Consider the following 22,565-nt stretch of genomic DNA (forward strand, 5'->3'; position numbering starts at 1 on the left):
CCATCACGATGAAGGGCGCCAAGCGCCTGCGTGACGAGCTGGATCACCTGAAGTCGGAGAAGCGCCCGAAGGTCATCGCCGCCATCGCCGAAGCACGCGAGCACGGTGACCTGAAGGAAAACGCCGAGTACCACGCCGCACGCGAAGAGCAGGGCTTCATCGAAGGCCGCATCAAGCAGCTGGAAGGTGAACTGTCACATTCGGAAATCATCGACATCAGCAAGCTCAACGCTGGCAGCAAGGTGGTGTTCGGTGCAACGGTGACCCTGGCCGACGTCGAGAGCGACGAAGAAAAGCGTTACCAGATCGTTGGTGACCTGGAAGCGGACATCAAGCTGGGCTTGATCGCCATTTCCTCGCCGGTGGCGCGTGCGCTGATTGGCAAGCACGAAGGCGACGCCATCGCCATCGACGCGCCGGCTGGCCAGCGCGAGTACGAAATCGTCAGCGTCGAGTACCTCGACTGACGATGGCCAAAGCCACGCTGCTGCTGCCCGCGCGCAGCCGTTTTCCGGCAGGCGAACTGCCGGCGCAGGTGGCCATGGCCCTGGGCCGTGCCGAGCGCTCGCTCGGTACGGCCGGTGAATCGGCGCAGCTGCGGCGTCACTTCAGCGTGCAGCCGGCCGCCTGGTCGGCTGCCGCCTTGACCCGCCAGACCGATGCCGGCGACGCCGCGGGCGGCTTCTGGCTGCGTGCCGATCCAGCCAATATCGTGCCGGACATGCAGGGGGCGCGTCTAATGGCGGCGGCCGAGACGCTGCGCTTGGAGCAGACTGACGTTGACGCCTTGTTACCCGCGCTGCAGCCGTTGTTCGCTGGTTTCGGCTACCAATTGGATGCACCGACGCCCTCGCGTTGGTACCTGCGTCTGCCGGCTGACACGCCACTGCCCGAGTTTGCAGAGCCGGATGTGGTGCTCGGCGACGATTTGTTCTCGCATCTGCCCAACGGAGAGAACGGACGCCGTTGGCGCGCGTTGTTGACCGAAACGCAGGTGGTCCTGCACCAGCATCCATGGAATGAACAACGCGTGGCGCAAGGCCAGCGTGCGGTCAATTCACTGTGGTTCTGGGGCGCTGGCAGCCTGCCGGCATCGGTACATACCGCGCACGCGCAGGTGCGCAGCCGTGATGCCCTGGTGCAGGGTTTGGCTGCGATGGCCGGGGTGCGCCTGGGCGGCGAGCAGAGCGTGGATGCGTTGGTAGATCTGCGCCAACTGCGTTCGCTGCAGCAGCTCGCTCGGGATGCAATCGCCCCCTTGCTCGATGCACTCAAGCGTGGCGAACTCAGCGAGTTGCAGCTGGATTTCGAAGACGGTACCGGCTATCGCATCACCCGCGGGCAGCGTTGGCTCCTGTGGAAGAAACCGATCATGACGCTTGCTGATGAGTGACAGTTTGAAGATCGTTCGCCGCGACATGGTCGCGGTCGACGGCTGGAACGATGAAACCCTGCCGTTGCTGCGGCGCATCTATGCAGCACGCGGTGCTACCACGCCAGAGCAGGCGCAGCCACGACTGGCCCAGTTGCATGCACCTGATCTACTCGGCGGCATGCAGGCTGCGGTGCAGTTGCTGGCCGCTGCAATCGCCAACGACAAGCGCATTCTCATCGTCGGTGATTTCGACTGCGACGGCGCCACGGCCTGTGCGGTAGGCGTGCGTGGTCTGCGTATGCTGGGCGCACGCGATGTGGTGCATGCCGTGCCGAACCGGATGGTGCATGGCTACGGCCTATCGCCGTCGCTGGTCGAAGAACTTGCCGCGTTGAAGCCGGGCCTGCTGGTCACGGTCGACCACGGCATTGCCTGTCATGCCGGCGTGCGCGCAGCAAAAGCCTTGGGTTGGCAGGTGCTGGTCACCGATCACCATCTTCCTGGTGAGCAGCTACCACCGGCTGACGCGATCGTCGATCCGAATGTGGACGGTGACGCATTCCCCAGCAAAGCGCTGGCCGGTGTCGGCGTCATCTTCTACGTGTTGATGGCGTTGCGTCGGCACCTGCGCGAGCAGGCAGCATTCGGGACCCAGCCGGAACCTGATCTGCTGACGCTGCTGGACCTGGTCGCCGTCGGCACTGTCGCCGATCTGGTGGCACTGGATGAGAACAATCGCGCCCTGGTTTCAGCGGGCTTACGCCGTCTGCGCGCTGGCAAGGCCAGCGTCGGCCTGCAGGCCTTGATCGAGGTGAGTGGACGCGACCCGCGTCGGCTCAGCGCCAGCGACATCGGTTACGCCGTTGCGCCGCGTTTGAATGCGGCAGGGCGTCTGGAAGACATGGCGCTGGGCATTGAGCTGTTGTTGACCGAAGATCCAGCACAGGCACGGGAGATCGCCACGCTGCTGGAAGAGATCAATGCCGAGCGCCGCGCCGTGCAGCAGATCATGACCGACGATGCCGAACGTGCGGTTGCCCGCGCCGTGTTGGATGACGACATGCAGCGCCCCGTCGCGGCTTGTCTGTTCGACGCTGAGTGGCACCCGGGCGTGGTGGGCCTGGTTGCATCGAAGATGAAGGATCGCCTGCATCGGCCGGTGATTGCCTTTGCACCAGCTGAACCCGGTGGCGATGCGCTGCGTGGTTCGGCGCGTTCGATCAGCGGCTTCCACATCCGTGATGCCTTGGCTGCGATCAACGCCAACCATCCGGGAATGATGGAGAAGTTCGGTGGCCACGCGATGGCTGCGGGGCTGAGTTTGCCATTGGCAAATCTGGATGCATTCAAGGCGGCCTTCGAACAGCAGGTGCAGCGCAGTCTGGACCCGGCATTGCTGCAACAGCAGTTGCTCAGCGATGGCGAGTTGTCGCCTGCCGAACTGGATTTCCAGCACGCCGAAGCACTGCGTCTTGCCGGCCCGTGGGGGCAGGGCTTCGCTGAACCTTTATTTGACGGTGCTTTCGAAGTGCTTGAATGGCGCGTACTCAAGGAGCGCCATCTGAAGTTCGTATTGCGTCAGACCGGCAGCGCGGCGCGGATCAATGCGATCCATTTCAGCGGCTGGACCGGCACCGCACCCGCGCAGCATGTACAGGTCGCCTACCGACTGGTGAGCGACGACTATCGCGGCGGCAAAGCCATCCAATTGATCGTCGAGCACTGCGCATCCGTTTGACCTGACGCGTGCGCACCTCCCGTAGTGCCGAGCCATGCTCGGCAGGGGCTTCACCCACGATCCATCAATACTCGTAGCACGCCCCCCGGGTGTGGGCAGCGCATCTGGGAGCGCAGGCAGAAAGCCTGAAGAAATTCTGGTTCCTTTCCCCGGTTGCGCTGCGCTTACCCGGGCGACAACACTTGTCTGCACGGCTTTATGTGATCTACATCGCTAAAGACGTGTCTCGAATGTCCAGACAACAAACACCTTCTGTAAGCCGCCGATAGCAGAATCCGCGCAGTTCACCGCAAAGCCGCGATTTGGTTGCGTGAGGACTGCGTGATGAAGCCGGTCCTGGGCTAATACATTCCTACGAATTCAGCTTTCAACGACCCGATATGGGTGTCAGAAAACTGGCGCGTTACATAAAGCAATGGCACAGTCGGGTTCTCGACAACGCATGGGACGACGGAACGCCCGATGTTTGCAGAATCACTTTCAGCAGCAGGCGGCGTGCAACGCCTGCATCAAGACCGCCGCCTGGTTCGAGTGGAAACCGCGCTTTCACCAGAGACCTTTCTGGTCAAACGTTTTGACGGCCATGAATCGGTCTCCGCACCATTCCTCTATCACGTCGAGTTGCTGTCTACCCAGCCAAGGCTGGAGTTGAAGCAGCTGGTTGGGCAGCCGCTGCGTCTGCTGCTTGGCGATGAATTTGGTGGCCGCAGTGTGCACGGTTATGTGCGCGAGTTCGCCAGCACCGGGCAACAGGCGCAATTCAACAGCTACCGCGCCGAGGTGGCGCCGTGGTTCGCCTTCCTCGATTACACCAGCAATTGCCGCATCTTCCAGGACAAGACTGTTCTGCAGATCATCGAAGAAGTGTTTGCTGGTTACGAGCAGTTGGCGCGTTACCGCTACGATCTCAATGCCGGCAAGTTGCAGCCCTTGTCCTATTGCGTGCAGTACAACGAGTCTGACTTTGCTTTCGTCAGTCGCTTGCTGGAAGACGCGGGCCTGTACTACAGCTTCGTACATGATGATGAGGGGCACACGCTGGTCATCAGCGATGACTCCACACTCAGTGTCGTACACGGTGAACCGGCTGCAATCGCGTATGTGTCCGATCAGGGAACCCTGGCGCGTACCGGTCTGCATCGCTGGGGCGCGCGGCGCAGGGTAGGGCCGAGTGCGCAGACATTGCGCAGTTTCGATTTCAAGCAGCCCAAGCAGCAACTTGATGGAAACCAGGGCAACCAGGTGCCAATGGGCTTGTTGCCGCCGCTGGAGCAATACCGTTATGACGGCGCAGCACGCTTTGCAAACAGCCGCGTTGGTGAAGCCTTGGCGGCAGTACGTAACGAGGAAGTGAGCTGGCCGACCAAGTTGTTCGAATGCGCTGGCAATGCCGGTGACCTGGGGGCTGGTGCTTGCTTCAGTCTCGAACGGCATCCTGATTTCATTGGTCGCGATGAGGCAGACCGTGAGTTCTTCGTGGTGTCGATGCAGCGCGAGGGTCACAATAATTTCGCCAGCGATTTTTCCAGTGCGGAATTGCCCAGCGTTGAGATGCAGGCGCAGGTATTGCGCAGGCGTATTCCGTTCCGTCCCTTGCGACAGACACCGTGGCCACGCATGCCTGGACCGCAGACCGCAACGGTGGTCGGCCCGCCGGGCGAGGAGCTGCATGCCGACGCCTATGGCCGGGTGAAGGTGCAGTTCCACTGGGACAGGAAGCTGGATCGACGTGAGAACGCCTCATGCTGGATCCGTAGCTCCAGCCCTTGGGCGGGCGCTGACATGGGCGGTGTGTCGCCGCCACGTATCGGCCAGGAAGTCATCGTCGATTTTCTTGATGGCGATCCGGATCGCCCGATCATCACCGGCCGTGTCTACAACGAGCAGAACATGCCGCCGTTCGGCATGGAAGTCAGCGGCCTGAAGTCGAAAACGGTCAAAGGCGGTGGTTGGAACGAAGTCTCCATGCACGATGGTGCGGGGGGCGAGCTGTTGAACATGCGTGCGCAGCGCGACATGGTCACCACCGTTCTCAATGACCAGACCGCGAGCATCCTCAACAACAAGACCACGAGTGTGGCGGTTGACCACGGCATGACTGTGGGCGGCAACCAGACCATCGGTATCACCGGCAATCGCGGCATCACCGTTACCGGTACCGATACCTCGACCGTCACCGGCACTCGCACCACTGATGTCACCGGCGCAGTCGCCGAGACCTTTCACACCGGTCAGACCAAGACGATTCTCGCTGCCGGCTATACCGAAACCATCACTGGTCCTTTCACCACCACGTTGACCGGCAACTACATCAGCCAGCGCACCGGCACGTGGAAGCAGACCATCACCTCGACCTCGTGGGAACAGGTGCAGGGAAAAGTTACCGAGCAATACCTGGCAGGGCGGGAAACCACGATTACGGGCCTGGACAAGCGCGGAGTCACCGGTGCGGTGGAGGATGCAAACAAGGGCTCGCGCACCATCGGTGTGGAGGGAACGTTCGAGCAGGGTGTCACCGAAACCCACTCGCAGTTCTCGACCGGCGACATGACCTTGTCGTCCGCAGCCAAGCTGATCGCTGCAGTGGGCGAATCGTCCGCCATCGAGATTACCGCCGGTGAGATCAGGATAAGTGCCGGTGGTTCAGAGGTAGTGATCAACGCCAGTGGCGTTTCGGTCAATGGTAGCGAGATCAAGCTCAACTGCTAAGCAGAACGGAGATTCAGCGTGCAGGACACCCCCATGTTGCGCGGCCTCGACACCTTGCGCGAAGCTTGGTTACAGGCCAGTTCCGATCCATCCAGGCGATTGCTGATATGGCGTTTGCCAGCCAACGCAAGCCGCCTGCTTGCTGCATTCTTCGAGATGCAGCGGCACGACGAAGGACGCAATACGCCGGACTATTTCCTGCGTATCGACGCGCGCTACGAGCTCGGTTTCCGCTACAGCCGGCAGATCAAGCAGGACTTGTTGGAGCGCTATCTCGGCAGTCAGGATGAACTGCGGGAGCAGGGTGTTTCACTTGGATGGCGCGGCCCCAATGAAACCCACCCGGACTCGGCTTCCGGCGTGGTCGAGGTGCTTGAGAGCTTTGTTGCGCATCATGGTGACCATATGCGCCTGATGGCGGCAGTGTTGGAACCAGAACGCCAAGCCCCGGGTGACGGCTTTGAGCGCTGGGTCTCGGCGGCACTCAGCGCCGGCCCGGGCAAGCGCCTGCGATTGGTGTTGGTCGACACCCAGGAAGATCCGCGTTGGCAGCCACTGCTGGAGAAACACAGTGACACGGCTGCCTTGATCGGCGGCGGCGTCGATATGTTCGCCATTGCCCGTGACACCGCCGCGCAGGCGAGTGGACGCGGCCCAGAGGTGCTGTACCGTCAGTTGCTTGCTGACCTGATGCTGCTGATCGAACGCGGTAGCCCCGCACAGGTGCTAGCCCGCGCCGATCGCGCGCAGGCGCTGGCGTCACGCAGCGGCTGGCACGACCAGCAATCGGTAGTGCAGATGATGGTGGCGGGCAGCTGGCTCAAGCACGGCGACCACGCCAATGCCATCAATGCTTACCGCACTGCGCGCAGCGCTGCTGAGAGTGCCCGCTCAGGCGGCAATGCCGCAGGCGCGGATCTGGTGATGCAGAGCTGGTTCGGCGAAGCCGGTTGCTGGTTGACTGCGAAGCAGCCAGAACGCGCCGCACAGACCTATCTACAGGCATCGGCGTCGGCTGCCAGTATCCCCAATCCCATGTTCCAGCTGGAAGGGCAGCGCATGGCCGGTTGGTGCCAGTTGCAGGCGGGTAACAAAGAAATCGCGCGCACCGAGCTGCTGGAAGCGATTCGCATCGCAAAGCCGCTGTCGCCGGCAGACCGCAAGACGACGACCTTGCCGCAGGCATTGTGGGATCTGCTGTTGCTGCAGGACGCACGACGCTGCGAGAAGCTGCAGGAGATTTCGGCAGGCTATGTGCAGGCCAGTACCAAGGTGTTTGTTGATGCCGAGAGCAACGCCATGGCGTTGGGCCCGCGGCCCGCACGCGCTGCGCTCGACGCCATCGAGGTGCAGTTGGACGCAGCGTTGGAGCAGGGATTCCATCGCGCCCAGCAGGAACGTGAGCGGTTGATCCAGGCCGGTGATGAGTTTTTCCGCAAGATTGTTGCGGTGGGGCGCGACTTTCTGGACCCCGGTTGGAACGGGATTCCCGCGATCGAACATCCGCTCGACCATGAAGTGCCGGTATGGAGCGAGCCGCCGGCAATGCAGCCACTGCCCGATCCATCAACACTACTGCAGCCATCGGCTGTGACACGTGACGCATCAACAACGGTAGGAGCAGCACTGGCATGACGCCAAGCAGGAAAACAGCAGTGATGGCGGTGGCCATCGTGATCGGGATCATCGTCGTGGCCTGGATCAGTGCCGACTATCGCGACGAGGTCAAAGCCTTCCTGCGTGCATTGCTGCGCGCGATCTGAGCGACAAGGAGTGTTGCCATGAGCATCGCCGCCAAACACCTCGATCCGCAGTTGGGCATCGACATCCACATGTATGCGGTGCCGCCAAGCCCACTGCCAACGCCGCATATCGGCTTGGTGCTGGATCCCTTCGATTACATCCCGTTTATCGGCTCGACGATCAAGGTCAATGGTGTGCATCGCGCCACCGCCGGAACTGGCGGGCTGGACGTACACATTCCGCTCGGCGTTTGGGCGCCGCCGTTGGCTGCACCAATGGGTCCGCAGTTCGACGGCGAAGAAATCTTCATGGGTAGCCGCACCGTATCTGCGGATGGCGAACCGTTCTCCCGGTTGGCGATGCCGGTGCTGGACTGCAACCTGGCCGGGATGATCAATCCCTTCCGGATGAAGAAGCCGAAGAAACCGCTGCGCGCGATGTCCCTGCCGACCGGTTTGAACGTGGCCATTCCCAGCAGCGTGACAGTCGGCGGGCCGCCAACGATTTCGTGGACAGCGATGGCGTTCCGCGCCGCGTTTGCCGGATTGGGCAAGCTGCGCAAGAGCAAATTCTTCCAGGGCAAGATGGATGCCTTCAAGAAGTGGCGTCAAGGAAAGTGGGGGCATCTGCCGTCTGGCACGCTTAAATGCAAGATCCTGCGCGCCGAGCCGGTAGATATACGTGACGGCAGCGTCGTGATCAGTCACCAGGATTTTGATATTCCAGGCCGTCTGCCGTTCGCATGGCAGCGCAGCTACAGCTCCGCCCAGATCGGGCGTGGCGGTGCCTGTGGTATCGGCTGGCAGACGCCTGCCGATATCACCTTGGAAGTGCTGGCTGATGGGTCGGTATGGATGTCGGGGCCGGGGCAGGTGGCGTTCTTCCCCGAGCTGCCACCGGTTGATGGTGAAGCGGCAGCGATACTCGATCTTGTGGATGGTGCGCGCCTGCTGCGCCAGAACGGTCAGCTGCGGGTGCGCTTCAAGGGCGGGCTGCAATATGTGTTCGGCGGGGACCTGCGGAGTGGCGTTGCTGCGCTACCAGTGCATGGCCTGCTGGCGTTGGAACGCATCGAAGACGCCAGTGGCAACTACTGGCGCTTCGAACGCAATGATGGCCATCTGGTACGTATCGTCGAAAGCGGTGCCGACGGCCTGCAAGGCCGCTTCATCGACGTGGATACGCGCCATGGCCGCATAGAGCGGATGGCACTGCACGACCCGGCAACCGGGCTGGTGCATCCGCTGGTGAGTTACCGCTACAGCAGTGAAGGTGATCTGGCTGCAGCGCTGGACGCTTTGGGTGCGGCGCGTACATTTGTCTATCAACAGCATCGATTGGTGCAGCACACGGACCGGGTCGGGCTGTCGTTCTACTACGCGTTCGATGCGCAGGGGCGGGTAGTGCACTCCTGGGGCGATGGCGGCCTGTACAACTACCATTTCGAGTACGACGCACTGCTGCGCGAGACGCGCGTGACTGATTCGCTCGGCCACCTGAGTGTGATCAAGTTCGATGAAAACCAGCTGCCCCTGTGCGAAATTGATCCGCTCGATGGCGTCACCTTCTTCGAGTACGATGATTTCGGCCGCACGGTCGCGGTCACGGATCCGGAAGGCCTGCGCACGGGCTTCGCTTACGATGCACACGGCAACTTGTGCTGCCTGACACGGGCAGACGGAAGCAGCTTTCAGTTTGACTATGATCCGCTGGACAACATGGTTGTTCTGCGGACCCCAGACGGCGCGACGTGGCAGCAGGAATTCGACGATAAGTTCAAGCTGGTGGCACAGGTGGATCCACTCGGTGCGAGAACAAGCTTCGAGTACAGCCCGAAAGGTCAACTTCTAGCCCAGCAGAATGCCCGGCAGGCGATGACACGGTTGCGTTACGATCGGCACGGTCTGGTCTGTGCGGTGATTGATGCGCTCGGCTCCGAAGCGCGCTATGCAAGCGACCCTCTTGGCAATCTTTTGGAACAGGTGGATGCGCTAGGGCAGACCAATCATTACGAATACGACAAAAAGGGTCGCCTGTTGGTTGTCCGAGCTCCAGAAGGAACCAGCATTCGATGCGAGTACGATGCTGAAGACCAGTTGATCCGGTACGTCGACGAGGCGGGTACGGAGACTCGTCTGGAGTATGTGGGTGTCGGGCAGGTGTCTACCCGCATGCAGGCTGATGGCCATAGCGTGCAGTACCGTTACGATAGCGAGCAACAACTGATCGCGGTGATCAACCAGCGCGGAGAGTCCTATCAGCTGGTACGCGACGCGCTTGGACGTATCGTCAATGAGGTCGATTATTGGGGTCAGGAGCGCCGCTATGACTACGATGCGGCGGGGCGCCTCAAAAGCGTGGTGGATGCGCTTGGGCAGCGGATCTCTTTCTCAAACGACAAGCTGGGGCGCATCGTCCGCAAGACAATGCTCGATGTAAGGCATCCAGGAAGGCAGGTGCAGGAGCATTTCGGCTACGACAAGATCGGACGCCTGATTGAGCTGCGGAATCCGGCGAGAAGCATAAGGCGACGCTACGATCCTGCCGGGAAAATGCTGGAGGAGCTGCAGGACGGCTTCAAGGTCAGCTATGGATACGACGAGGTTGGAAATCGCGTTTCGCGGCGGACTTCCGCCGGCAACTGTGTGGCGATTGTCTACGATCTTCTCGATCAAGCGGTGTCGATCGCGATCAATGATGAGTCGCCAATCCTGATGCAGCGCGATGCGTTGGGTCGGATTACGCAGGAAGTACTAAGTCCGCATCTGCTGCGCAACTTCAGCTACAACAGTCGCAACCTGATGACCTCCCAGTCCATCCTGAAGGACGCGGCGCCGCTGCTTGAAACAAGCTACGACTACGATCGAAGCGGTAACCTGGTACGGCGCAATGACAGTGACCAAGGCGTTGACGAGTATCGGTACGACGTCATTGGGCGGCTGCTGCAGCACACCGATCCAAAGGGCAAGATAGAGCGATTTTTCACTGATCCGGCGGGTGATCGTCTGCGGACAGAGATCAAACAGGTGCAAGCGCGCAGGATCGTGGGTAGTGAAAGCGACGCTCAAGGAACATGGACGCGCGAGGGGACCTATCAGGGAGTGCACTATGTGTTCGATAGGGGCGGTGACCTGGTACGCAGGGGGAGTCCGCAAGGTGGATCGGATGATCTCACTCTTGTCTGGGATGCGAATCATCGGCTTGCTGAAAGTACAAAGAATCACGTAACGACCAACTATGGATACGACCCCCTTGGGCGACGGGTATTCAAACGGAATCAGGCTTGCACAACCTGGTTCTTCTGGGATGGTGACGCGTTGCTGGGCGAAGTCCAGCAGGCCAACGATGAAGATGAGGTCGCACCGATCTGGGTCGGAAATGTTGCAAGTCTGGTGGAGGTGAGGGCGCGACAGCAGCAGCTCTCCAGGTTGCATGAACGGGTGCGGGAGTATGTTTACTGCGCCAAATCGTTTGTTCCCCTGGCCCTGATTGAACCTGGCAAAGCGGCCAACGATGGGCTCGCACCAGTCGCTCAGGCCGAGATCAAGGCGGGCGCCATCCGCGAAATTGACGCTGTCGATTCGTCTACGTCATTGGAACAACGAGCGCAAATCGGTCCATCGATAGATCAATCATCGATTGGTCGATTGGGTGGGATGGTTCTGGGGGCGAGAGCCAAGGAGCTTGGTCCCCCTGTTGGGGTGGGGCCGTCGCGTTCGATGGGGATGTCTTTGGCGACGCCACAGCGTATTGGTAGAGTCGAGAACTCCAAATCCGCGCCCGTAGCCATGGTAGTGGGATCCCGTCCAGACAGTGGGTCGGTTCTGGTGGGAAAGGGGCTGCACCGGGTCTACATCTACCAATGTGACCCGAATGGAGCTCCGCATGCCCTGATTGACAGGTTCGGAGCCATTGCTTGGTCCGCAGGCTCTGGTACTTGCGGTTCGTCAGGCACCTATCATGGCCGGGTAGCCAACCGGATTGGCCTGCAAGGGCAGTACCACGATGACGAGACCGGGCTTGCGTATGCCAGGCATAGATACTTTTCCTCTGACATCTGCGCGTTTGTTTCGAAGGATCCCATCAGGATACTCGGCGGTATCAACATATATGAGTACGCAGTCAATACGCTGAGGTGGGCCGATCCACTTGGCCTGAAGGGGGGGAGTACCGAGCTCGACAGAAATATCGGTGGCAGGGTCGGTGATGGCATGCAGGCGCATCATCTAATCCCTGAGGAGGTGATGGACAATCCCGCCTTCAAGGATATGTTTGATCACCTGGAGTCGATGGGCTTTGATAGAAATGGCGCTGCAAATGGCATACATATGCCGGGCTCTGAGAGTCTTTCAAAAAGGACAGGCATGGTAGGGCACTGGAGTAATCATGACATGTATACCGCCGATATCTCCGCAAAAATTGATAAGCTGAATACCGCTTGGAAGAGTGGAAAGTTGTCGGATATGCAGCTTTTGTTAGGTATTCGCAATGTTCAGTCGCGGGCTTTTGCCGATATTGAAAGCGGCAAGGTGGCACGCGCGCTATCAAATGCATGCAGGATGGGGTGATTGATTATGCTTTACATGGTTCGTTACATTCCTGACAACGTTGGATGCCCTGTAGTCTTGAAAGGGAAGTTGAACAAGCCTTGGGCGTGGAATGCGTTCGATCCGGATCTGTCAAATGCCGGATTTGAGGTCGGATATGTTTACGAAGCCAAGCACAAGTTTCTGAACTTCGACTACTGGGACCTGAACTGGATGGCGTCGGAGCAGTTTGTCGAGATATGCCGGAAATTTGATGTTGGCGTTGATGCCGTTCCAGTGGATGTAGTGCTTTCCGATGGCGCATCGTCGGTTAAGAAATACTTCTATTTAAGATGGTCCGCGTGGGCTTCTGTCATCGACTTGGATCGTTCTCGCTATGAGCTCGAGAAAGACCTGGCGACTGGCGAAGTCTTGTATCAAAAGTATTTTCCGGATGCGCCGGTCCTGGAGTCGATTGAGAGTTTTGTTGTCGATGAGAAAAAGGTGCCTGGAAGTGCGGCCTTTCTTTGCTTGGATCTCGGCCACACCTTGGTGTGCAACGCGTTGTTTCGTGCGGCGTGTGAAGATGCTGGCTTGCAAGGCATGGGTTTCGAAGAAATCACGTCGTATACCAAGAGTGACTTCTGGGATTGAGGCTGTAGACGCCTGCTGCCCTTGAATCGCCGTTCGCAGCATTGATGCGCTAGAGATGGTGAAGAAGGGGCGGGTGGAGGTGTATCTGTTTCCATGGCCAGTCGCTGGCGTCGCCTTGGTCAACGGTGTTCAGTTCCCAAGCTGCCGTCGAGCGTTTTGTCGGCATGATGCAGTAGCGACTTCCCAGCGCTTTGCCAACGCCGATTGCGTGGTTATCGCTTATCTGCCATCTGCAGTTCCACTGTGTAGATCACGCTGTCTTCGATCCGCCCATCAACCGCAAAGGCGATGGACAGCTGGTCCGCTGCAAGATCGGTGCGGTGGGTGAAGCAGGTGGCCACGCCTTTGGTGCAGCTGACATCCCAGACATCACCACCGGCAGCGCGTAGCTCGCGTACCGTGGTCCGGTTGGTGATCGGCAGCCCTTGCAAAGAGAGTGTCTGGTTGAAGACGCTCCGTGGTTCCAGCTCGGTGCCGGGCGCGGGTACCTCAAAGCCGGCTGCTTCGCTGTCCATGTGATTCAGGACGATGGTGACGATGCTGGCGTTGGGCTCTTTGGCGTTGTCGGGATAGACACGGATGCCGAGCTTGTCCCAGACCAGAACCGTCAGGCTGGGGTTGGGTTGCGTGCTTCGATGGTCTGGGCCCAGTGCCTGGATCCACGCGCTCATTGGTGCGCCAAGCTCCAGCGCCTTGCTTTGGTAAATCAGGCCCGTTGGCGTGGTTTCAAGTACGGGCTTCGCGGTGCTGGCCGGCGCGGTGCTTGTGGCCTTCGACGACACTGCATGCGATGAGCTGACATCGCAGCCGATGAGTGCCAAGCCGAGCAGTGCGGTGACCAGTGCGCGCTTCTTCACTTCTTGCCGCTCCCTTTGACCTGGTTCTTCTCGCCGAAAAGATCTTCATAGAATTTGGTGATGTAATCCCAGCTGTCGGTGCCGTAGCGGCCAACGCGGCGGATACCCTCGAGTGCATCTTTGCCATGCTCTTCGTGCAGGTGCTCGATCTCGGTCGCCGATGCAGCCCTGCGGATATTGGCCGCATGGTCTTTGGCCCAGGCCGAGACATGAGGGCATTGCCAGCTGCTGTCGTAGGGGTGGACCAGGTAGTCCTGTGCAATTTTCACAGGATCGCAGAGCCCATTCCCGTTCCAGCGAGCAAGCATGGCCTTGCCAACTTCGGTTACTGCTTGCTGGGCCAGCTTCGCTGCGAGGGTATGCAGTGGATGCACGTCGTGATCCTTGGCCAACTGCGAATGGCTTGGATCGGTCGAGCCATTCTTGTTCGGGTCCGAGTCGAACATGGTCTGGGCATCGTCGACGCTGTTGCCGATCAGCAGCAGCAACTGCTGGTAGACAAGGTTGTAGCTGTTCAGTATCAACCGCATTGGTGCCGAGGCGATCCAGCCGGCGCGTTCCAGGTATTCGTGGCCTGGAATGTTGAGCATGCGATCGCGTAGTTTCAGGAAATTCTGGAAAGCGTTGTAGTAGCGTTGGTCACTCTGCTCGGAAAGCAGGACAAGCATGATTTTCTCGCTGTCCGAGCGGTCACCTGGTTTGCTGGCCTTGAATTCCCAGCTCTCCACGCTGAACAGCTTGTGCGCGATGGGTTCGGCCAGGCTGGCAATCACGTCGGTGGAACCGAACATGCCGGTAACCACCGGGTAGGTGTGCTTGCAGTCCGCCTTGCCCGTCCAGACCAGCACGTTGCTGTGCCCAATCTTGCGCAGGCTGAGTTCGCAGAAATTGGAGTGGGCGAAATAGTCCTCCAGCACATGCAGCGCGGAGCCAAAGTGACGCATACCGTCGGCAGTGCGGCCCAGGGAAATGGCCTGCCTCAGTTCCGAAGCCATGAAGGCGCTGGAACTGCTGATGTAGCGCTTCAGCGATGTGTTCTTGTCGACACCAAGCAGCGGGCTGTTGGCAGTGACCCAGGGTTCGAAGTCCTTGTCGATGGTTTTCGGATCGGCTGGATCGGGCTTTATGTTCTTTGGGTTGTCGATGTGCTCGCTGGGACGGTAGACGCCAAGTCGCGCAGGCGTGACCTCGTAATGCGCCTTGTCGCGGTAGCGCAGCTCGTGGAATTCGCCGCCGGCGAGGATGTCGACGATCTTGGTCAGCGCCTCGCGGGAAATATACTTGCCGAGGTCTTTCGGCATGTTCGGCGGGCGTACGATCTTCGGATCCAGCAGCTGCGAATAGTCGCGTAGCCAGTTGCCGAAGTAGATCGCCGCCAGGTCCCTGCGGCTGAAGCCGACCCTGCCCAGCACGGCTTCGATCGAGCGGTGGCCAAATGACTGCCCCGGGTTCTTGGCGTGGTTCTCGCCATCGCCTGCGCTGAAGCCTTCGTAACGACCGTCGTGGGACTGGTTGTCCTGGGCGGCAACCGGACCTTGCTGTCGCAGTGCAGCCTGCACTTCGGCATAGTTGACCTTCAGCGGGCCGCTGAATTCGGGCGAAGTATAGTCGGCGTAGGTTGCTTCATGGCTGCCTTCGAGATCGAAGAAGGCGAACCGATACGCCATGCTCGTACCTTCTTCATGTGCGCTGTCGCCGGCGATGCTCGGTTTTCCGCTGGCGTCCTTTTCCGCAAGGTCGTTGCGAAGCACGTTGTCGACGTGGTGACCAAATTCGTGCAGAAGTACGGCCAGCAATTCGCGTGAGGCCTCGATCGACGTCGATGCCTGATCAGCCGCCGAGGCATGTACGCGGATGACACGCTTCTTGTTGTCGTAGTCGGCAGGGTAGGGACCGCCGCTGAGCACTTCGTGCTTGGGTTGTGGGAAACTGCCGCCCTTCAATGCCTCCTGCAGCTTCATATAGGTTCTGGCAGGTATGTCGAAGCCGAATGTCGGTGCCATCATCATCACGAATTCGATGGTGGTGGACTTCTCGGCAGCACTGCGCAGCTGGTCGTAGGCGAAAGTGCTTTCGATCTTTCGTGCCGGATCGGGATTGATCTTGAATGCAGGCAGCGGCGGCAGTCGCGGCGATGCACTGCTGCCGCTCTTGAACGGATGCTCGCCGGCCTTGACCTTGAACTCACCCGGGCAGCTGAAGGTGATGTCGCCGCCTTCAAGCGTGATCGCGCTGCTGCCGGCTTGAAGCACGACCTTGCTCTTGGCGAGCACATCGATGCGCTGGTCCGTAGCGGTAACGGTGATGGCTTGATCAGCCAGCAGTTCCAGCTCGCCATCGTTGGCCTGCAGGCTGACCGGGCCGTTGGCGGCAATCAAGTGCACCGGCCCAGCTTGCGCGAACAGCGACACCTGGCCGCCTGAAACCGCAGCAATGGTTTCGCCGCTGCTTGCATGCAGGTCCTGCTGCACGGTGAGCTGCAGATTCTGCCCGGCGAAGGCAATCGCGCTTGCTGGTGTGGTCCATGCGATATGGTTCGGCGCCTCGGCAAGCAGCACTGGCTTGGCGAAACGCTCCACCGGTTGATCACCAGCTGCGCGGCCATCGCTGGGCTTGAACTGCGATTGACCGTTTACCACGGACTTGAAGCTGCCTTCCGCAGTTGGATCCACCTGCTCGCGCAGTTGACCGGTTTGTTGCCAGGCTTTGAGCCCGGGCACCTGCTGTTGCTGCAGTGTCTGCTGCATCTGCTCAAGACTACGCTCTGCGCCTTTCAGCTGCGCAACAACCTCGGCGTTGTCCATTACCGTGGAAGCAGCGCGCTCTTGTGTGCTGGCGGAAAGCAACAAGCCCTGCGCGGCGTGTACGTTGCCCCAGCCTTGTGTTGCCAGCTCAAAGCCTTCACCACGCAGTGCACCGCGCGCGGTGTCCTCATGCTGGACCAGGTAGCCAAGCTCCAGGCGACTGTCGGCAAGCGAACTGTGCAGGCGCGTGCGCAACTGTCCGGGTGTGTCGTCCATCATCCATTGCTGGCTGCCACCGCCGTCATGCGCGCGCGTGTGCACACCGCTGAGAACGCCGGGATGCTTTGCGTTCTCATCGATGCCGCCGCCAAACGGCGGTGCTACGTTGCCGTTGTAAAGCTGGCCGGTGATGCGTGGTTGGTCGATATCGCCGTGCAGGAATTCGACCAGTACCTCGCTGCCGATACGCGGCAGGAATGCAGTGCCCCAGTTGGGGCCGGCAACCCATTCGGCAACCGAGACCCAGCTGCCGCTGGTTTGATCGCCGGGAGCGTGTCCGGCCTGCGCACTGCCTGTTTCACTCAGGCCACCCGCATTGGGCGTGCTGCCACGCTGCCACGAGAACTGGACACGTACCTGGTGCTCGCGGTTCGGACTGAGAGCGGCATCGGCGACGCCAACGACGCGTGCGGTCTGCAGGCCGTGCAGGGCAGGGCGATCGTGCGGCAGCGCACGCACCGGGACGCTGGCATCAGTTGCAAGAAAATGGTTCCGGTAGCTGCCGCGCTCAAGCGCGCTGTTGCCAAGCAGTTCGGCGATGCCGCTGTCGAGGTTGTTGACTGCGGTATGAGCGACGACCAGCAATTGGAACTCGCTGCCTTCGTGTTGCGGATGCTGGGATAGCGCGAAGCGGGAACCGGCAGCCATGCGCCGTTCACTGCTGCTGCCGCTGTAAAGAACCTGTGCAAGCTGCAGCGCATCCAGCCTTGCCTGCGCCTCGCTTTGCGCCCAGCTCGATTCATTGAAGCGGCCGGCGCGTGGTTGCACATAGACTTCGAGCGATGGAACGTCGCCAGTTTCAGCGTTTGCCTGTGCAGCAATGGCCGTAAGTTTGTCGCTATGCCAGCTCGCAACCGTGCTGCTGTTTGGCACCAATTTCCGCTGCTCGCCGAAATGGGTGATGCCATCGCTGGACTCGCTGGCCGCGATGCGATGGAAGCGCACCGTTCCGATATCGGGAAGTTCGGCCTGTGGATCGAACATGACCAGGGTATGGGCGCCGTCGCCATCCTGTTTCTGCTCGATACGCCAGGCAAGCCCGCTTTCCGCCAACAGCCGACTGACAAATTCCCAGTCGGTCTCGCGATACTGGGTGGTGATGGCGCGCTGTGGCAGGCTTGATTCGACGTCGAAGCGATACGCTGCCTGCGGATAATCATCAAATATCTGCCCGCAGATCGCACGTACATCCAGCTCCTGGAAGATCACCGCGTTGCGGCGCAAGCGCAGTAGTGCAGTCCAGGGCTCGAGGGTGAGCTGGTAACGCGCCAGGCCGCCGTCGCTGCCGAGCTGCGCTACGTCGGTGCACAGCCCGTTCCACTGGCGCTGTGAACCATCGGGTAGCTGCAGTTGCAGGGTCAGTGCTTGTTCCAACCAACTGTCCGTCTGCAGATACGCATCGGTGCTGAGGCAGTCGATCTGCAGGCGCATATCGCCGCACAGGGCTTCTTCGCCCTCGAAACGTTCAACCACCAAACCTTCATTCGGTGCTTGTAGCTTGATCAGCCGATTGTTATGTGAGATCGCGGCGAGCGCGGTAGACAACGAGGAGCTCGGGACGTCCATATCGACAGGCTCATGGCAAAGTGATCGTGATGTGTGCAGTGCGTTCTGGCATCTGCACAACGTTGTTGTAAGCAGCCAGCTGTTGGCGGGTGTCGTGGGCCATGTAGGTGCGCAGGCCAATGAAGGCGAGCACACCGACGCAGCCAACTACCGCAGCGGGCAGCCATAGAGGAATCACCCGCCGCAGCTGGTTGCGGATATTGTCCGGCGGTAGCGCATGCGGCGCGAAACCGTGGCGCTTGCCTTTCAGGTAGACGATTTCATCGCCCAGCCGCGCAGTGAGATAGCCGAGCTTCTCGGTGCCTTCCAGGCGGTACTTGCCCTCGAAGCCCATCAGCAGGCAGTAGTGGTACACCTCCAGCGACGGCAGGCGCGGACCGCCCTGGCGACGCAGCTCCTCAAGCTTTTCGAAGAAGTGCTCACCGGCAAGATGCTCACCAAACATGCGCAACTGCAGCGGGCTTCGCTCCCATACTTCATGCAGTGCCGAAGGCTGCGAGAGGATGGCCTCGTCAACGGCCGCACAGAACGCGTACTTGGAGGCGTACACATCTTCAGCTGCTATGCCAAGGCGCATCGCATTGCGCTCGACGCTGTCGAGGAACTTCTGCACGGTCTGCACGAAGCCTTCAGCGTCATTTGGCAGCTGGCCGCGCTTCAGCAGCAACAGCAGGTAGAAGCCGTCGGACATCAGATCCTGCAGGCTTTGCGGCGCTGTCGAGATCGGTGTGTTGCTGGCCATGGCAGCGTTGCCGGTCAGTGACGGCATCGGGCCCGGGGTTGGTGGCAGGTGTGAGTTCATCAGGTGGTCACCGCAACGAGTTCCAGCTTCAGGTCGGCAATGCCGGCCGGGACGTAGATCATCAGCGACTGTGATTTCAGCATGCGCTCGTATAGCGCGCCGCGCGGATCAATCTCGAAATAGTGGCTGCCCGGTCGTACCGGGATTGCCGCAGGAACCTGCGCCGCGTGTGTGAGTTTCACGCCAGGCAGGGCGGAGAGCACGCACTTCTCGACGTCATCCGGCGCGCCGATCTTGAAGCGGATCGGGACGGTCTGGATGAGGTCCTGTGCCGGCATCGATGCCGATACCGAAAGGTAGAACGAAGCCTCGCCATCGATACGCTGCGAGTCGAGCCGGCCCAGGTGATAGGACGGCTTGATTTCGTTCAGCGCGATCTTGAAATAGCGCGTGGAGATCACCGTCTCCAGCAAGGCACGCACGATCTCCAGCAACTTGCGGAACGATGCCTCCGGTTGATCGTGGCGATACACCGGCAGGTCGTTGAGCTGGTAGGTGTTGGAGAAGGTAAGTAGCGCACCGGCCATGCGCAGCAACTCCTGATGCAGGCGTTCCGGGTGCAGCTGCGGATGATGCAGCAGGTGCGCCAGTGCGCTGAACGAAGAGTTGATCGTATGCAGCAGCCAGAACGATGCGATATCGCCCGAGCGGAACTCAATGATGTTCTGCGAGGTCTGCCGATGCAGGCCGTAAAGCGCGTCGACCTTTGCCTGCAGTGCATCCAGCACGGAACGCAGTTCGCGATGCAGGAATGGCGACGCCTGCAACTGTGCGCACGGAGGAATGAACTCGTCGTCCAGCTCGAAGCCGCCACTCGAGGTCCTGCGCACGCGCGCAACAGGAACCGTTGCGTAGGCATCCTTGGGCTGGTCGTCGGTAAGCAGCTTCACTGCTTTGCTGAGATATGCCAATTCAGCTTCGGCAGCATCCGTGAACAAGTCGTCCGAAACCCGGTTGGCCTGCCGATAGCGCGCAAGCGCGGTGCCTTCTGCATCAGCGCAATTGCGACCATCATCACGCAATAGCGGTAATGCGAGATACACAATCGTTGACTGTATCCCCGGTGGAAGATCTTGCAGCGATACAGCATCCGGCAGGCCGTCGTGTACCGGAGCATCGTAGCTTTCGCCGTCAGGAAATACCGCGGATAGATCTAGGGGACGCAGCGTGCCGCCTGTCAGTGCATGCGTATCAAAGCGCACGCGGCGGGCGCCCCAGGCATAGGGATGCAATGTCTGGGACAGGTCTTGTAGGCGCGCCTCGTGATAGGCGTCTTGACGCTGGAAGTGCTGCGGGCGAAGGAACAGACCTTCACCCCATAAGACCTTCGACATCCTGCTTACGTAAGCCACATTTCAGTCCTTGGAAATTTCGTTGGCGCGTTGCTTCAGGCTTTCTTTGCCCTCTGGTGCATTGCTACTGCACCGGCAGCTTCGCAGCTTGATGTGAAAACTCCATTCACATCCTGATTCTCGTCACATCTTGTGGTTCGAGCGCGGCAGATACTAGCGCATGCCTGCGCTGCAATGTTGTGGTTACAGCAAAAACGCACAGTCGTTCAGCGAGCACCGGCACAGCGTATGGAAGCCAGGCTGCTTGGATCACCTGAGATGCGTGAGCTTAAAGCTGCGCTATCAGTTGTTAGTGCACATGCGTGTACGCCGATTGTCAGGCCATCATTGGGAAGAGTCTTGTTGCGTGCATCAAAGGCCATGCGCCATCGTGCTTCTGCAGGTGAACGAAACAACGCGACGACCCCAATGACAGCGGTGCCATCACTGAGTTGTTCGGACAATTCCTGTCGTACACCCGGTGTCAGTACTACTTCGTTCACAGAAAGAAGGTCCGCGCCAAGCGCGGTCTGTTCACCGGCCTGGTCAAGGAAAGAATTGAAGGTGGCTTGTTCAAAGCGTTGTGCACTGCGCAGGTGATAGATCTTCAGCACGGCAGCGCTGGCGCGCTTGTCATTGCCAGCATTGAGATTTGTCCCAGCGTAGATTTTCAGCGGTATTACAGGGGGTTTCTCAGGTTTGCTTTCACGCAGCCCAACGGCTTGCAGTGTACTGTCCATCGCCTTGCTCAACTTGCCACCGGACGCACAACCACCTAATCCAATGGTGCTAACAAGGACGAAAGTTGTGACGGAAACCACACGCGGAAGTTTGCTCATGTACGCATTCATTTAGTGATGGGCGCCAAGAAAACAGCGGGGAAGTGACGACATGTCGGTGCAAGTGCAGCACGACGATGTGAAGGAAATGTCTAGAGAAAACAAATCGCGGATTTGAAAATAACTATACCCACGCGCATTTGCGAATGTACACTGCCGCCGCTGGGACTGGATTCCCGCAAGTTGTATCGGCGGAAATGCGGCTCCCTTTAGGAACTTATTTCGACGAAGGAATCACTATGGATGTGAAGGTGTTTGGGGCGGCAACACGTCGTTCGGTTTTGGCGTTGGCACTGCTGTCGGGGTTGGGCGCATGTGCATCGACACCAAAGAAGGCAGCAGAAATTCCTTTCGATGTAACGTTGGCGAATGCCGAGGCGCAGGTCGCTACCGCGGGTGCGGATGCAGCGATCAGTGCGTTTGAGGTTGCAGCGAAAGCTGATCCAACGCGCAAGGAGCCGTGGGTACGCATTGCGCAATTGCAGTTCGACCAGAATCGCTATGCACGCGCGATCGTCGCTGCCGAAGAAGTATTGCAGCGTGATCCTGATGACCTTGTTGCCGACGGCGTTCTGACCGTCGCTGGCTTCCGCATTGCCAATGAATCGCTGCAGCGCCTGGATGGGCGCGGTGCGTTGGCGTCGGAAACGGCGCAGCGTGAAGCGCAGACGTTGGTGACCACGCTGCGTAGCACCATGGGCGACGCCATTCTTGAAACCGGCAAGCCGAAGCCGCGTGCGACGCGACAGGCAACACGTTCAACGGGAGCGAGTCGTCGCGCCGCACAGCCTGCAGCCGCCCAGCCTGCACCGGCGCGTCCGGCGCGTGACAACGGCGCGGACCCCTTCCAGAACATTGGCAACTAAGCCGGATCAACAGGACCAGTCAGGAGACACTCATGGCCAAGAAGGACAGCGTTCAAAAGCGGTTGCAGAAGATCCGGCCGCCGCGCGTGCAGCTTACGTATGACGTGGAAAAGGGCGACGCGATCGAGCAGAAAGAGCTGCCGTTTGTGGTCGGTGTGATGGGTGACTTCAGTGGTACGCCGGAAAACCCGCTGCCCAAGGTCAAGGACCGGAAGTTCGTCAACGTCGACCTCGACAACTTCGACGAGGTGATGGAAGCGGCCGGCCCACGCGCGGTCTATCGCGTACCGAACAAGATCAGCGAGAGCGGTGGCGAGTTCGGCGTCGAGTTGAAATTCAACTCGATCGAAGACTTCCGTCCGGAGTCGGTGGTGCAGCAGATTGATCCGCTGCGCCGTTTGCTCGAGTCGCGCACCAAGCTGGCTGATCTGCGCAACAAGTTGGCGGGCAATGAAAAGCTCGAGGACCTGTTGACCGACGTGCTCAACAACACCGAGCAGCTCAAGAAGCTCGGCGCGGCGAAGGAGGAATAAGCG

The 22,565-nt window shown here is 59.9% G+C and carries 15 protein-coding genes; 10 read left to right on the top strand and 5 right to left on the bottom strand.

Annotated features, from left to right (window positions below):
• Positions 1-2 precede the first annotated feature (2 nt).
• From greA to AC1VWL_RS00310, 8 genes are all read left to right on the top strand, one after another.
• Positions 3-467: a transcription elongation factor GreA gene (gene greA, locus AC1VWL_RS00275; RefSeq protein ID WP_481533823.1), complete on the top strand. Its 465-nt coding sequence runs from the start codon at positions 3-5 to the stop codon at positions 465-467.
• Positions 468-469: 2 nt separating this feature from the next.
• Positions 470-1,393 carry a phosphoglycerate mutase gene (locus AC1VWL_RS00280; protein ID WP_481533803.1) on the top strand — a complete coding sequence of 308 codons (924 nt, stop codon included), beginning with the start codon at positions 470-472 and terminating at the stop codon, positions 1,391-1,393.
• Positions 1,386-3,113 (top strand): single-stranded-DNA-specific exonuclease RecJ, encoded by a 1,728-nt coding sequence (gene recJ, locus AC1VWL_RS00285; RefSeq protein ID WP_482985337.1) that lies wholly within the window; start codon positions 1,386-1,388, stop codon positions 3,111-3,113. The genes AC1VWL_RS00280 and recJ overlap by 8 nt, the downstream gene beginning before the upstream one ends.
• Before the next feature lie 462 nt (positions 3,114-3,575).
• Positions 3,576-5,822 carry a type VI secretion system Vgr family protein gene (locus AC1VWL_RS00290; protein WP_482985338.1) on the top strand — a complete coding sequence of 749 codons (2,247 nt, stop codon included), beginning with the start codon at positions 3,576-3,578 and terminating at the stop codon, positions 5,820-5,822.
• Between the two features lie 18 nt (positions 5,823-5,840).
• Positions 5,841-7,457 (top strand): hypothetical protein, encoded by a 1,617-nt coding sequence (locus AC1VWL_RS00295; RefSeq protein ID WP_482985339.1) that lies wholly within the window; start codon positions 5,841-5,843, stop codon positions 7,455-7,457.
• Positions 7,454-7,585 (top strand): hypothetical protein, encoded by a 132-nt coding sequence (locus AC1VWL_RS00300; protein ID WP_275452865.1) that lies wholly within the window; start codon positions 7,454-7,456, stop codon positions 7,583-7,585. Before AC1VWL_RS00295 ends, AC1VWL_RS00300 begins: the two co-directional genes overlap by 4 nt.
• An 18-nt stretch (positions 7,586-7,603) precedes the next feature.
• Positions 7,604-12,133, top strand: coding sequence for an RHS repeat-associated core domain-containing protein (locus AC1VWL_RS00305; RefSeq protein WP_482985340.1), 4,530 nt, complete (start codon positions 7,604-7,606; stop codon positions 12,131-12,133).
• Between the two features lie 15 nt (positions 12,134-12,148).
• Positions 12,149-12,745 carry an imm11 family protein gene (locus AC1VWL_RS00310; RefSeq protein WP_481533808.1) on the top strand — a complete coding sequence of 199 codons (597 nt, stop codon included), beginning with the start codon at positions 12,149-12,151 and terminating at the stop codon, positions 12,743-12,745.
• Positions 12,746-12,957: 212 nt separating this feature from the next.
• Here the strand turns inward: AC1VWL_RS00310 and AC1VWL_RS00315 are convergent, their stop codons facing one another.
• From AC1VWL_RS00315 to tssJ, 5 genes are all read right to left on the bottom strand, one after another.
• Positions 12,958-13,602, bottom strand: coding sequence for a DUF7738 domain-containing protein (locus AC1VWL_RS00315; RefSeq protein WP_482985341.1), 645 nt, complete (start codon positions 13,600-13,602; stop codon positions 12,958-12,960).
• A complete protein-coding gene (tssI, locus tag AC1VWL_RS00320; RefSeq protein ID WP_482985342.1) occupies positions 13,599-18,098 on the bottom strand; it encodes a type VI secretion system tip protein TssI/VgrG in 4,500 nt (1,499 codons plus the stop codon). Before tssI ends, AC1VWL_RS00315 begins: the two co-directional genes overlap by 4 nt.
• Before the next feature lie 103 nt (positions 18,099-18,201).
• Entirely contained in the window at positions 18,202-18,993 is a 792-nt protein-coding gene (icmH, locus tag AC1VWL_RS00325; RefSeq protein WP_481533811.1) for a type IVB secretion system protein IcmH/DotU, read from the bottom strand.
• Positions 18,993-20,327, bottom strand: a complete 1,335-nt coding sequence (gene tssK, locus AC1VWL_RS00330) for a type VI secretion system baseplate subunit TssK (protein WP_303749854.1) — start codon at positions 20,325-20,327, stop codon at positions 18,993-18,995. The genes icmH and tssK overlap by 1 nt, the downstream gene beginning before the upstream one ends.
• A 224-nt stretch (positions 20,328-20,551) precedes the next feature.
• On the bottom strand, positions 20,552-21,163 hold the full coding sequence (tssJ, locus tag AC1VWL_RS00335; protein WP_482985343.1) for a type VI secretion system lipoprotein TssJ: 612 nt from the start codon (positions 21,161-21,163) through the stop codon (positions 20,552-20,554).
• Positions 21,164-21,402: 239 nt separating this feature from the next.
• Here tssJ and AC1VWL_RS00340 point away from each other — a divergent pair, with 239 nt between their 5' ends.
• Entirely contained in the window at positions 21,403-22,029 is a 627-nt protein-coding gene (locus tag AC1VWL_RS00340) for a tetratricopeptide repeat protein (RefSeq protein WP_482985344.1), read from the top strand.
• A 32-nt stretch (positions 22,030-22,061) separates the two neighbouring features.
• Positions 22,062-22,562 (top strand): type VI secretion system contractile sheath small subunit, encoded by a 501-nt coding sequence (gene tssB, locus AC1VWL_RS00345; RefSeq protein ID WP_313172269.1) that lies wholly within the window; start codon positions 22,062-22,064, stop codon positions 22,560-22,562.
• Positions 22,563-22,565 lie beyond the last annotated feature (3 nt).

The sequence above is a fragment of the Stenotrophomonas sp. STEN063 genome (assembly GCF_056854515.1).